Raw genomic sequence first — 12,257 nt, forward strand, 5'->3', positions numbered from 1 at the left:
TTCTTCCGTCGGGGTAACCGGAGAGTCGCAACGGGCCCTGGGTCGTGTCCGCAAAGTCCCGCCGTTCGCCCGCAGGGCGGGCCTCGCGGCGTCGTGGGGGCCCCTCCCGCGCGAGCAGGCGGGACCTTGCGGACACGACCTAGCTCTCGGTGGGGACGAACGCCCTTCCGTCCACGGGCCGTTCGCGCCACAGCCGGAGCGCCACGTCGACCAGTCGCACCCGGGTGAGGCCGGGCACCGCGTCGAGGTCGTGCCAGGCGGCCATGTCGGTGGAGCCGTTCACCTCGTTGCGGAGTTCACCGCCGACGATCCGGCCCTCGTAGACGATGCGGAGGCCGTGGTGGTCGACGGGGCCGTGCAGGCCCTCGCGGCCGAAGACGTGGCGGGAGGAGTCCAGCCCGAGCAGGCCCGTCACCTCGACGCGGTAGCCGGTCTCCTCGTCCAGTTCGCGCACGACGGTGTCCAGCGGGTCCTCGCCGTGCTCCATGCCGCCGCCGGGCAGCACCCATTCGAAGCCGCCGCCGTCCGCCGGTGAGCGGGCGAGCAGCATCCGGCCGTCACGGACGCAGACGGCGTAGGCCGCCACCCTCAACCTCTTGCGCACACAGGCACGTTAGCCCGCGAATCGTCCACAGCGGACGAAAATTTCTCACACAGGGTTCTCGTAGAGGGTTTTCCCCATACATCCATATCGATTCGGTCAACACTCCCCAAACAACCGCCCCTTGCGTAAAGCTTTGCGGTCGTCCGGGATCGCATTCCGGACGTTCGCGATCAGGCATGACCAGCCCGGTCGCCTGTTCCTTTACCTACAAGGGATGCCGATGACTTTCACCCCCCAGCGCGAACCGATACCGGGCGCCAGACGCGCGGTCCGGATCGCCGTGGCCGCGGGCCTGGTGGCCGCGCTGTCCGCGGCCGGACCGATTCCGATGGCGTTCTCCGCCGACGCCGGCCAGGCTCCCGCCGCCGCCGACCCGGGCGTGAAGTCCGCCCACGACAAGCTCGGCTCCGACGACGCCGGCCTGCTCGCCGAGGCGAAGGCCGACGGCGACCGGACCGTGACGATGATGGTCGCGACCGCGCCGGGCAAGACCGAGCAGGTCGCCGAGCAGCTGGACGCGGTGAGCGGCGGGATCGTCGGCCGGACCTTCGACAAGGTCGGCTACGTGCGCGCCACCGTTCCCACCGCCAAGGCGGACGCCGCGATCTCCGCCGCCGCCAAGCTGTCCTCCGTGCACGGCATCGACCTGCGGCAGGACATCGCCCTGGACGACCCGACGCCGAGCGCCGACACCGCCAAGGGCGCCACGTCCCCGGCCACGGCGAAGACCTACACCGGTCCCGGCAGGAACACCCCCGCCAAGAACCCGTACAACCCGTCCTTCGAGACGGGCGCCGTCGACTTCGTGAAGAAGAACCCGAAGGCGGACGGCCGCGGGGTGACCATCGGCATCCTCGACTCCGGCGTGGACCTGGCGCACCCGGCGCTGCAGAAGACCACCACCGGCGAGCGCAAGATCGTCGACTGGGTGACGGCCACCGACCCGGTCGCCGACGGTGACGCCACCTGGCGCCGGATGCTCACCTCGGTGAGCGGTCCGCAGTTCTCCGCGACCCCGGCCAGTACGGGCGTCGCCGAGACGTTCAACGCTCCGGCCGGCTCGTACAAGTTCAACTACTTCTACGAGTCCATCACCGCCGGCGGCGACGAGAAGGGCGACGTCAACCGCGACGGCGACACCACGGACGCCTTCGGTGTGCTGTACGACGCGGCCACGGGCGCGGTGCGCGTCGACGCGAACGACAACCTCGACTTCACCGACGACGCGCCGATGAAGCCGTACAAGGACGGCTACCAGGTCGGCTACTTCGGGACGGACAACCCGGCGACCGACGTCGCCGAGCGCATCCCGTTCGTCGTCGAGACCCGCAAGGACGTCGTCTACAACGCGGACGGCGCGAAGGCCGACTACGTCAACATCGGCATCATCGAGTCCGAGCACGGCACGCACGTCGCCGGCATCACCGCCGCGAACAGCCTGTTCGGCGGAAAGATGAACGGCGCCGCGCCCGGCGCGAAGCTCGTCTCCTCGCGGGCCTGCACCTGGTCCGGCGGCTGCACCAACGTCGCGCTCACCGAGGGCATGATCGACCTGGTCGTCAACCGCGGTGTCGACATCGTCAACATGTCGATCGGCGGTCTGCCGGGCCTGAACGACGGCAACAACGCGCGCGCCGAGCTGTACACCCGCCTCATCGACACCTACGGCGTCCAGCTCGTGATCTCCGCGGGCAACGAGGGCCCGGGCGCCAACACCATCGGCGACCCCGGTCTGGCCGACAAGGTGATCTCGGTCGGCGCGGCCATCTCCAAGGAGACCTGGGCCGCCAACTACGGCTCGAAGGTGACCAAGAAGTACGCGCTGCTGCCCTTCTCCTCGCGCGGCCCGCGTGAGGACGGCGGCTTCACGCCGACGCTCGTCGCGCCCGGCGCCGCCATCAACACCACCCAGACCTGGCTGCCGGGCGCCCCGGTCGCCGAGTCGGGCTACACGCTGCCGGCCGGCTACTCGATGCTGCAGGGCACGTCGATGTCCTCCCCGCAGGCCGCCGGCGCCTCGGCGCTGCTGATCTCGGCCGCCAAGCAGAAGCACGTCGCCCTCACCCCGGCGACCCTGCGCACGGCCCTGACCTCGACCGCGGACCACATCAAGGGCCTGCAGGCCTACGAGGAGGGCGCGGGCGCGATCAACATCGTGGACGCCTGGAAGTCCATCAGGAAGGGCGCCGCCGCCCACGACTACACCGTCAAGGCCCCGGTCGACACCGCGCTCGACCAGGCCCTGAAGACGCCGGGCTTCGGCACCGGCGTGTACGACCGTGAGGGCGGCCTCAAGGCCGGCCAGAAGAAGACGTACAAGGTCACGATCACCCGTACGTCCGGCGCCGACAAGGCGGTCCGCCACACGCTGCGTCTGGCGAACAACGCGGCCGGCACCTTCCGGATCCTCGGCTCCGACGCGGTGAAGCTGCCGCTGAACAAGCCGGTGACGGTGAAGATCCAGGCCGCGCCGAAGTCCGCCGGGCTCAAGAGCGCGATCCTCGAGGTCGACGACCCGAAGACCGTGGGCACCGACAAGCAGATCCTCAACACGGTCGTCGTCTCCACCCCGGTGCACTACGCGTTCCACGCGTCGAACACCGTGCAGCGCAACAGCTCGCAGCACTACTTCCTGACCGTGCCCGAGGGCGCCAAGGCGCTCGAGGTCGCGATCCGCGGGCTGAAGGACAAGAGCCAGACCCGGTTCATCTCGATCCACCCGTACGGTGTCGCGGTCGAGGACAGCGCCACCATCTACTGCTACAACAACTACCTCGACGGCAACGGCTGCAAGCCGGACGTCCGCTCCTACGCCGACCCGCAGCCGGGCGTCTGGGAGATCGAGGTCGAGTCGCGCCGCACCTCGCCGCTGCTCGACAACCCCTACAAGCTGGACGTCACCGTCTACGGCGCCGCGTTCGACCCGGCGACCGTGACCGTGCCCGAGGCGAAGGTCGGCACCCCGGCGGCCGCCTCCTGGAAGGTGACGAACGGCTTCGCCGCGATCGACGGCAAGCTGGTGGGCGGCCCGCTCGGCTCGTCCAAGACGGCCCGCCCGTCCATCAAGCAGGGCGAGGACCAGACCACCACGGTCGACGTCCCCGCGGGCGCCAAGTCGCTCGACGTGGCGATCGGCGACGTCTCCGACGCCTCCGCCGACCTCGACCTGGTGGTCCTGGACTCGACCGGCAAGCAGGTCGGGAGCTCCGCCGACGGCGACTCCGAGGAGGCGGTCTCCATCCCGTCGCCCGCCGCCGGCACCTACACCATCGTGGTCTCGGGCTACTCGGTCCCGGCCGGGACGACGGAGTACGACTACTTCGACGTGTTCTACGCGTCGTCGCTCGGCACCATCGCCGTAGACGAGTCGGCGCCGGTGAAGCTGGCCACGGGCGCCTCGGCGCAGGTCTCCGCGACCGTCACCGCCGCGGCCGCCGCGCCGGAGGGCCGGGCCTTCTTCGGCCAGGTCCAGCTGGTGAACGCCCGCGGCACCGTCACGGGATTCGGCAACGTGGCGATCGAGAAGGTCACCCCGTAGCACGCGTATGAGAGGGCGAAGGGGCGGGTGTCCGGGGGGACACCCGCCCCTTCGTCATGTGCAGGACACGCCCTCCGCGTCCGGCAGGGCGCGGGCGAGCGCGTCCCGCTCGGCGGCGATCCCGGCCTCGCCGACCGCCCACACGTCCGGGGAGGAGGACCCCTTCGGGAGGGCGACCAGGACGTGGTCGCCCTCGGCCACCAGCGGGTCCATGTCCCGCGCCAGCACGAAGCGGACCTCCCGCTGTGTCCTCTCCGGCGTGTACGCGCGGGTCACGCGCAGGGTGACGCGCTCCTCGTCCGTGCCGGGCACCGGGTCCACGGCCGTCACGTCGCCCTCGACGACCAGGCGGACGCAGGCGAGGTAGCCGGGATCGCCGAGCGGGCTGCCGGCGTCCTCCGCGCCCGACGCGGCCTTCGCCCCGCTGTCGGAGCTCGACTCGACGCCCGCCGTCCCCTGCCCGACCTGGACCACCACCCAGCCGGCTCCGAACACCAGGGCTCCGGCGGCGGCCGCACCCACGGCACGCAGGGCCAGGGGGCGCAGCCGGCGCCGGGTCGGCCGCGGCGGCCGGGCGCGTGCCGGCGCGGGCTCCTCGACGGGCCGGGTGAGCGCCTCCGCGACCAGGCCCAGCTGCTCCCTCAGCAGCGCCACGTCGGCCGCGGCCGAGCGGTGGGCGGCGAGGAGGGCGGGGTCGGCGCGCATCTCCTCGGGCAGCGGGTCGCCGGTGATCGCGGCCATGAGGGGATCCGTGCCGTCGTACCCCTCGGGCTTCTCGTGCCGCTCTGCGGGCATGTCACACCACCTCGTCCTCGTGCAGGCGGGCGCGCAGCGCCCGGACCGCGGTGTGCAGGCGGCTCTTGACCGTGCCCTCCGGGACGCCGAGCTCCTCGGCGATCGAGCGCACCGGCAGGTCGGCGAAGAAGCGCAGGACGACGACCTGGCGCTGCGCGTCGGGCAGGTCGTCCAGGCCCCGCGCGACGGCCAGGGAGAGCACGCTGGTCTCCTCGCCTGAGGGGTGCTCGTGCTGGCGCAGCGAGGCCAGCCGCTCGCCGAGGCGTTCCTGGCGGCGCTTGGCGCGGTGCCAGTCCATGGCGAGGTTGGAGGCGACGACCGCCGCCCACGCCGAGACGTCCCGCGGGGCCTCGTAGCCCTTGGCGGCCCGCTCCAGCAGCCGCAGACGGACCTGCTGCACCCCGTCCGGCAGGTCCGCCTGCGGCACCCCGCCGAGCGCGAGCACCGCCCGCACCCGGCGTTCCTGCGCCGCGTCCAGGGGATCACCGTGCACGGTGCCGTCCCCCTGGCCGCGGCGGCTCGTTCTGCGCAGCAACAGCCACCCCTCCCCCAGCCGCGTTTCTCCTACGACGCGTGCGGGCGCGGAAACGTTCGGCGCGGCGGTGGGAAATCCCGGGACGTGCCGCGGAGGCGTACGTCACACCGCGGAGCGGGGCAGCACAGCTTGCGGCGCGAGGCCCCGGCGGGGGGAATTTCTCCAGTTCAGCGGGGTGTGGGAGGAATTTCCGCAACCCGCGGTCATCCTGGGGCGTCCCAGTCCTCGGGCATGCCGGGCAAAGAATTGGACAGGCGGGCCGGGGTCGGCCGCATGATGGAAAAGCCACGGCCAGGCAATGCGTACGCAACGAGACAGAGGGAGTCGCCGTGAGGGTCGGAATCGTCGGAGCCACCGGTCAGGTCGGCACGGTCATGCGCAGGATCCTCAAGGAGCGGAACTTCCCGGTCACGGAGCTGCGCCTGTTCGCCTCGGCCCGCTCGGCGGGGACGGTCCTGGACGAGGTCACGGTGGAGGACGCGGCGACGGCCGACTACACCGGCCTGGACATCGTCCTGTTCTCCGCGGGCGGCGCGACCTCGAAGGCGCTGGCCGAGAAGGTGGCCTCGCAGGGCGCGGTCGTGATCGACAACTCGTCGGCCTGGCGCAAGGACCCCGAGGTGCCCCTGGTGGTCTCCGAGGTGAACCCGCACGCGATCGCGAACCGCCCCAAGGGCATCATCGCCAACCCGAACTGCACGACGATGGCCGCGATGCCGGTCCTGAAGCCGCTGCACGAGGAGGCCGGCCTGGAGGCGCTGGTCGTCGCCACCTACCAGGCGGTGTCCGGCTCCGGCCTCGCGGGCGTGGCGGAGCTGCACGGCCAGGCGCAGAAGGTCGTCGCCGACGCGGACCGGCTGACCCACGACGGCGAGGCGGTCGACTACCCCGAGCCGCAGGTCTACCAGCGCCCCATCGCCTTCAACGTGGTCCCGCTCGCCGGCTCGATCGTCGACGACGGCCTGAACGAGACCGACGAGGAGCAGAAGCTCCGCAACGAGTCCCGCAAGATCCTGGAGATCCCCGGGCTGAAGGTCTCCGGCACCTGTGTGCGCGTCCCGGTCTTCTCCGGCCACTCCCTCCAGGTCAACGCCCGCTTCGCGCGTCCGCTGTCGGTGGAGCGCGCCACCGAGCTGCTGTCCGGCGCCGAGGGCGTGGTGCTCACCGACATCCCGACGCCCCTCCAGGCGGCCGGCAAGGACCCGTCGTACGTGGGCCGCATCCGCCGTGACGAGACGGTGGACAACGGCCTGGCGCTGTTCGTCTCCAACGACAACCTGCGCAAGGGCGCGGCGCTGAACGCGGTGCAGATCGCGGAGCTGGTGGCGGCGGAACTCGCCGCGAAGTAGGACGTCCGGCTGTTCAGGGGGCGGTCACCCGGTGGTGGCCGCCCCTTTCGCGCGTCGGGAACGTCGTCGCCCCGCACGCCCCTCACGTGGAAGGATGGCGCAACCCACCCATGACGAGGAGATGACCGCGTGCCTGGCACAAACCTGACTCGCGAAGAGGCGCAGCAGCGGGCGAAGCTGCTCACCGTTGACTCGTACGAGATCGATCTCGACCTCTCCGGCGCGCAGGAGGGCGGCACCTACCGGTCCGTGACCACGGTGCGCTTCGACGTCGCGGAGAACGGCGCGGAGTCCTTCATCGACCTGGTGGCCCCGGCCGTCCACGAGGTCACGCTCAACGGCGACGCGCTGGACGCGGCCGAGGTCTTCAAGGACTCGAGGATCGCGCTGCCGGGGCTGCTGGAGGGCCGTAACGTCCTCCGTGTCGTCGCCGACTGCGCCTACACCAACACCGGTGAGGGCCTGCACCGCTTCGTCGACCCGGTCGACGAGCAGGCGTACCTGTACACGCAGTTCGAGGTGCCGGACGCCCGTCGCGTCTTCGCCTCGTTCGAGCAGCCGGACCTCAAGGCGACCTTCCAGTTCACGGTGAAGGCGCCGACGGGCTGGACCGTCATCTCCAACTCCCCGACGCCCGAACCCGAGGGCGACGTCTGGGTGTTCGAGCCGACCCCGCGGATCTCCACCTACATCACCGCGCTGATCGTCGGGCCGTACCACTCCGTCCACAGCGTGTACGAGAAGGACGGCCGCTCGGTCCCGCTCGGCATCTACTGCCGGCCCTCCCTCGCCGAGTTCCTCGACTCGGACGCGATCTTCGAGGTGACGCGGCAGGGCTTCGACTGGTTCCAGGAGAAGTTCGACTACGCGTACCCGTTCCAGAAGTACGACCAGCTGTTCGTGCCGGAGTTCAACGCGGGCGCGATGGAGAACGCGGGCGCGGTCACCATCCGCGACCAGTACGTCTTCCGGTCCAAGGTGACCGACGCGGCGTACGAGCTGCGCGCCGAGACCATCCTGCACGAGCTGGCGCACATGTGGTTCGGCGACCTCGTCACCATGGAGTGGTGGAACGACCTGTGGCTGAACGAGTCGTTCGCCACCTACACCTCCATCGCCTGCCAGGCGTACCACCCGCAGTCCCGGTGGCCGCACTCCTGGACCACCTTCGCCAACTCCATGAAGACGTGGGCCTACCGGCAGGACCAGCTGCCGTCCACCCACCCGATCATGGCCGAGATCCGTGACCTGGACGACGTCCTCGTCAACTTCGACGGCATCACCTACGCCAAGGGCGCGTCCGTCCTGAAGCAGCTCGTCGCCTACGTCGGCATGGACGAGTTCTTCAAGGGCGTGCAGGCGTACTTCAAGGCGCACGCCTTCGGCAACACGCGCCTCTCCGACCTGCTCGGCGCCCTGGAGAAGACCTCCGGCCGTGATCTGAAGGCCTGGTCGAAGGCCTGGCTGGAGACCGCCGGCATCAACGTCCTGCGCCCCGAGATCGAGACGGACGCCGACGGGGTCGTCACGTCCTTCGCGATCCGCCAGGAGGCCCCGGCGCTCCCGGCGGGCGCGAAGGGCGAGCCCACCCTGCGTCCGCACCGCATCGCCGTCGGCCTGTACGACCTCGACGCCGGGTCCGGCAAGCTGGTGCGCTCCGAGCGCGTCGAGCTGGACGTCGACGGCGAGCTGACCGCCGTACCGCAGCTGACCGGCACGCGCCGTCCGGCCGTGGTCCTGCTCAACGACGACGACCTGTCGTACGCGAAGGTCCGCCTCGACGAGCGGTCCCTCGCCTTCGTCACCGAGCACCTCGGCGACTTCGAGTCCTCGCTGCCCCGCGCCCTGTGCTGGGCGTCGGCCTGGGACATGACCCGGGACGCCGAGCTGCCCGCCCGCGACTACCTGTCCCTGGTGCTGTCCGGCATCGGCAAGGAGTCCGACATCGGCGTGGTCCAGTCGCTGCACCGTCAGGTCAAGCTCGCCATCGACCTGTACGCCGACCCCACCGCCCGCGAGGCCCTGCTCACCCGCTGGACCGACGCCACCCTGGCCCACCTGCGGGCGGCCGCCGCCGGCAGCGACCACCAGCTGGCGTGGGCGCGCGCGTTCGCGGCCACGGCCCGTACGCCGGAGCAGCTGGACCTCCTGGAGTCGCTGCTCGACGGTTCGCAGACGATCGAGGGCCTGGCCGTAGACACCGAGCTGCGCTGGGCGTTCGTGCAGCGCCTCGCGGCGGTCGGCCGGTTCGACGAGGCGGAGATCTCCGGCGAGTACGAGCGGGACAGGACGGCCGCCGGTGAGCGGCACGCGGCGACGGCCCGGGCCGCCCGTCCGACGCCGGAGGCCAAGGCGGAGGCCTGGGCGTCGGTCGTCGAGTCCGACAAGCTGCCCAACGCCGTCCAGGAGGCGGTCATCGGCGGTTTCGTCCAGACCGACCAGCGCGAGCTGCTCGCCCCGTACACGGAGAAGTACTTCGAGGTCGTCAAGGACATCTGGGACTCCCGTTCGCACGAGATCGCCCAGCAGATCGCGGTCGGCCTCTACCCGACGATCCAGGTCTCCCGGGAGACCCTGGACAGGACGGACGCCTGGCTGGCCGCCGCCGAGCCGAACGCGGCCCTGCGCCGCCTCGTCTCGGAGTCCCGCTCGGGCGTCGAGCGCGCGCTGAAGGCCCAGGCGGCCGACGCCCGGTAGTCGTTCGCGCGTGGTTCCCACGGTGGTGAGGGCGCCCGGTGTCGCACCGGGCGCCCTCGCTCATGTCCCGGTGAGGTGGCTGCGCGCGCACGCGCGGAAGGCGGTCACCAGGCGGCTCCGGTCGCCGGCCCGGGTGGCGAGGGCGACCTGGCTGGGCGCGACGCCGTGCAGCGGGACGGTGGTGAGGTCGGGGCGCAGATGGTGGCCGCGGATCCCGGCCGTGATGACGATGGCCCGGCCGTCGGCGACGACCTCCAGCTTGTCCTCCAGGGCCTGCACGAAGGGGCCGTCGGGCGCCGGGCGGCCGTCCGGGCGGGGGTCGATGCGCCAGAAGGCGCTCCACTCCGGATCGGCTCCGGTCACCTGGGGCAGCGGTTCGCCGGCGATGTCGTCGACGGTGACGGACTCCTTGCCGGCCAGCCGGTGGTCGACCGGGACGACCACCACCCTGGGCTCCTCGTAGAGGACGGTCATGTCCAACTGGTCGCCGGCGAAGGGCAGTCGGACGACCACCGCGTCCACCGTGCGGTCGAGCAGGGCCGCGCGTGCCTCGGTCCAGTCCAGGTGCATGGACCGTACGTCCGCGTCCGGGTGCCGGCGCCGCAGTTCGCGCACCGCCGGGGTGACGATCAGCCCGCTGGAGAACCCGACGGTGATCCGGCCGGGCTCGGCCGCCGCCCGGGCCTGCGCGGCGGCCCGTGCGGCGGAGCGCAGCAGCGCCCGGGCCCCGGGCAGGAACACCTCGCCCGCCTCGGTGAGCCGGGTGCCCCGCGGGGTGCGGTCCAGGAGGCGGGCGCCCAGTTGCCGTTCGAGCCGTCGGATCTGCCGGCTCAGTGAGGGCTGGGTGATGTGCAGCGCCTCGGCGGCCCGGCCGAAGTGGCGGTGCTCGGCGACGGCGGCGAAGTACCGGACCAGTCGGAGATCGAGGTCGGCCATGTCTCCAGCCTATCCACCTGCCGTGATGCCCGAAGCGTATCGCGCCATACCCGACAGGCCTTGGACGCGCGGGGCCGCTCCTCCCGAGGATGGAGGCACCGCCACTCGTTACCTCTTCGAAGGACTTCAGCATGCGTGTCTTCGTCACTGGTGCTACCGGATTCATCGGTTCCGCCGTCGTCCGTGAACTCCTCGACGCGGGTCACCAGGTCACCGGGCTCGCCCGCTCGGACAGGGCCGCGGCGGCGCTGGCGGCCGCCGGGGCCGGGGTGCACCGCGGGGACCTCTCCGACCTCGGCAGTCTGCGCGAGGGGGCGGTCGCGGCCGACGGCGTCGCCCACCTCGCCTTCGTCCACGACTTCTCGGACTTCGCCGCGGCCTGCGCGACCGACCTGCGGGCCGTGGAGGCGATCGGGGCGGCGCTGGAGGGCTCGGAGAAGCCCTTCGTGATCTCCTCGGGGACGGCGGGCCTCGCGCCGGGAACGGTCGGCACGGAGGAGGACGACGTGGATCCCTCGTCGTTCGGCGCGCTCCGGGCCCGGGCGGAGACCGCGGTCGTGGAGATGGCCGGGCGCGGGGTGCGGACCGCGTCCATCCGTTTCGCGCCGGCCGTGCACGGCCGGGGCGACCACCTCGGTTTCGTCCCGCGGTTCATCTCCCTCGCCCGGGAGAAGGGCTTCGCGGCCCACATCGGTGACGGCGCCAACCGGTGGCCCGCCGTGCACGTCTCGGACGCGGCCCGGCTGGTCCGGCTCGCACTGGAGTCGGCACCGGCGGGCAGCCGTCTGCACGCCGTCGGCGAGGAGGGCGTACCGCTGCGCGACATCGCCGCCGCCATCGGCCGTCACCTCGGCCTGCCGGTCGCCCCGGTCGCCCCCGAGGACGCACCGGCGCACTTCGGCTGGTTCGCCATCGCCACCGCTCTCGACGTCCCGGCGTCGAACGCGCTGACGAGGAAGTGGCTCGGCTGGGAGCCGACGGGTCCGGGTCTGCTCGCGGACCTCGACGAGGGGCACTACTTCACGGCTGCGGCCGGCAACCCGTGAGGAGCGACAGGCTCGCCCTGACCCCGTCGGCCTCGGGCATGCCGAGCTCGGAGTAGAGGGCCAGCGCCCGCTCGTAGCACCGAACGGCCCGGCCGGTGTCGTCGAGGGCCCGGTGGGCGTCGCCGAGTCCGCTGTGGGCGCGGGCCTGCTGGCCCGGGTTGCCGATGTCCTCGGCGATGGTGAGCGCGTCCGGTGTGATGGGTGAGGGCGTCGGTGTGGCGGCCGGTGGCGTGGGCGGCCTCGCCGAGCCCGTTGAGCGCCCTGGCCTCGCCGTCCCGGTCGCCGTTCTCGCGGTAGATGGTGATCGCCTGCCGGTGGTGTGCGGCGGCCTGCTCGGGCTGGGCGAGCCGTGTGTGGATCATGCCCAGGCTGTCCAGCGCCCCGGCCTCGCCGTACCGGTCGCCGACCTCCCGGAGCAGGGCCAGGGCCTGCTCCTGGTGGCGGGCGGCCGGCCCGAGCCGGTCGAGCCGCGCCTCGACCAGGCCGAGGTCGTTGAGCGCGTGGGCGTCCAGGTACCGGTTGCCGGTGCGGCGCAGCAGGGCCAGCGCCTGCTCGAGATGGTCGGCGGCCTGTCCGTAGCGGCCGAGCTGCCGCTCCACCGAGGCGAGGTCCTTCAGGGCGATCGCCTCACCCCGCGCGAGGACGTCGACTCCCGGCTGCGGAAGGCCGCGGCGGACGAGGACGCCCTGCGCGCACTCGGCCGCGACGAGATCCGCACGGCCCGCGCCGACGCGGACTGCCGGGTCGAAACCGGACT

The 12,257-nt window shown here is 72.1% G+C and carries 9 protein-coding genes; 4 read left to right on the forward strand and 5 right to left on the reverse strand.

The annotated features are described in order from the left end of the window. Nucleotides 1-139: 139 nt before the first annotated feature. Nucleotides 140-604 (reverse strand): NUDIX hydrolase, encoded by a 465-nt coding sequence (locus ACFY2L_RS05120; RefSeq protein WP_390659935.1) that lies wholly within the window; start codon nucleotides 602-604, stop codon nucleotides 140-142. 220 nt (nucleotides 605-824) lie between these two features. On the opposite strand from ACFY2L_RS05120, the gene ACFY2L_RS05125 reads away from it, so the two are divergent. Then, nucleotides 825-4,142, forward strand: a complete 3,318-nt coding sequence (locus tag ACFY2L_RS05125; protein WP_390821504.1) for a S8 family serine peptidase — start codon at nucleotides 825-827, stop codon at nucleotides 4,140-4,142. Between the two features lie 54 nt (nucleotides 4,143-4,196). On the opposite strand, the gene ACFY2L_RS05130 is transcribed toward ACFY2L_RS05125, so the two are convergent. Next, entirely contained in the window at nucleotides 4,197-4,937 is a 741-nt protein-coding gene (locus tag ACFY2L_RS05130) for a hypothetical protein (RefSeq protein WP_390659937.1), read from the reverse strand. A 1-nt stretch (nucleotide 4,938) separates the two neighbouring features. Next, a complete protein-coding gene (locus ACFY2L_RS05135) occupies nucleotides 4,939-5,472 on the reverse strand; it encodes a sigma-70 family RNA polymerase sigma factor (RefSeq protein ID WP_390821505.1) in 534 nt (177 codons plus the stop codon). A 329-nt stretch (nucleotides 5,473-5,801) separates the two neighbouring features. Between ACFY2L_RS05135 and ACFY2L_RS05140 the strand changes: the two genes are divergently transcribed. Next, complete coding sequence (locus ACFY2L_RS05140; RefSeq protein WP_390659939.1) at nucleotides 5,802-6,821, forward strand: aspartate-semialdehyde dehydrogenase; 1,020 nt, start codon at nucleotides 5,802-5,804, stop codon at nucleotides 6,819-6,821. Between the two features lie 129 nt (nucleotides 6,822-6,950). Then, nucleotides 6,951-9,518, forward strand: a complete 2,568-nt coding sequence (gene pepN, locus ACFY2L_RS05145; protein ID WP_390821506.1) for an aminopeptidase N — start codon at nucleotides 6,951-6,953, stop codon at nucleotides 9,516-9,518. A gap of 60 nt (nucleotides 9,519-9,578) precedes the next feature. Here pepN and ACFY2L_RS05150 read toward each other — a convergent pair whose 3' ends face one another. Further along, a complete protein-coding gene (locus ACFY2L_RS05150) occupies nucleotides 9,579-10,454 on the reverse strand; it encodes a LysR family transcriptional regulator (RefSeq protein ID WP_390821507.1) in 876 nt (291 codons plus the stop codon). A 131-nt stretch (nucleotides 10,455-10,585) separates the two neighbouring features. Here ACFY2L_RS05150 and ACFY2L_RS05155 point away from each other — a divergent pair, with 131 nt between their 5' ends. After that, nucleotides 10,586-11,500: an SDR family oxidoreductase gene (locus ACFY2L_RS05155; RefSeq protein WP_390659942.1), complete on the forward strand. Its 915-nt coding sequence runs from the start codon at nucleotides 10,586-10,588 to the stop codon at nucleotides 11,498-11,500. On the opposite strand, the gene ACFY2L_RS05160 is transcribed toward ACFY2L_RS05155, so the two are convergent. Next, the gene (locus ACFY2L_RS05160) at nucleotides 11,470-12,099 is read right to left on the reverse strand and encodes a tetratricopeptide repeat protein (RefSeq protein ID WP_390821702.1); all 630 of its coding nucleotides are present in this window, start codon (nucleotides 12,097-12,099) and stop codon (nucleotides 11,470-11,472) included. The two genes, ACFY2L_RS05155 and ACFY2L_RS05160, sit on opposite strands and share 31 nt — an antisense overlap. Nucleotides 12,100-12,257: the final 158 nt, after the last annotated feature.

Origin of the sequence: Streptomyces sp. NPDC001381 (assembly GCF_042895685.1) — a bacterium.
Classification (GTDB): Bacteria; Actinomycetota; Actinomycetes; order Streptomycetales; family Streptomycetaceae; genus Streptomyces.

Excerpts from the sequence above, each read along its gene's own strand:
- ACFY2L_RS05125 (WP_390821504.1), top strand. The coding sequence starts at position 825 with ATGACTTTCACCCCCCAGCGCGAACCGATACCGGGCGCCAGACGCGCG.
- ACFY2L_RS05130 (WP_390659937.1), bottom strand. The coding sequence starts at position 4,937 with ATGCCCGCAGAGCGGCACGAGAAGCCCGAGGGGTACGACGGCACGGAT.
- ACFY2L_RS05150 (WP_390821507.1), bottom strand. The coding sequence starts at position 10,454 with ATGGCCGACCTCGATCTCCGACTGGTCCGGTACTTCGCCGCCGTCGCC.
- ACFY2L_RS05155 (WP_390659942.1), top strand. The coding sequence starts at position 10,586 with ATGCGTGTCTTCGTCACTGGTGCTACCGGATTCATCGGTTCCGCCGTC.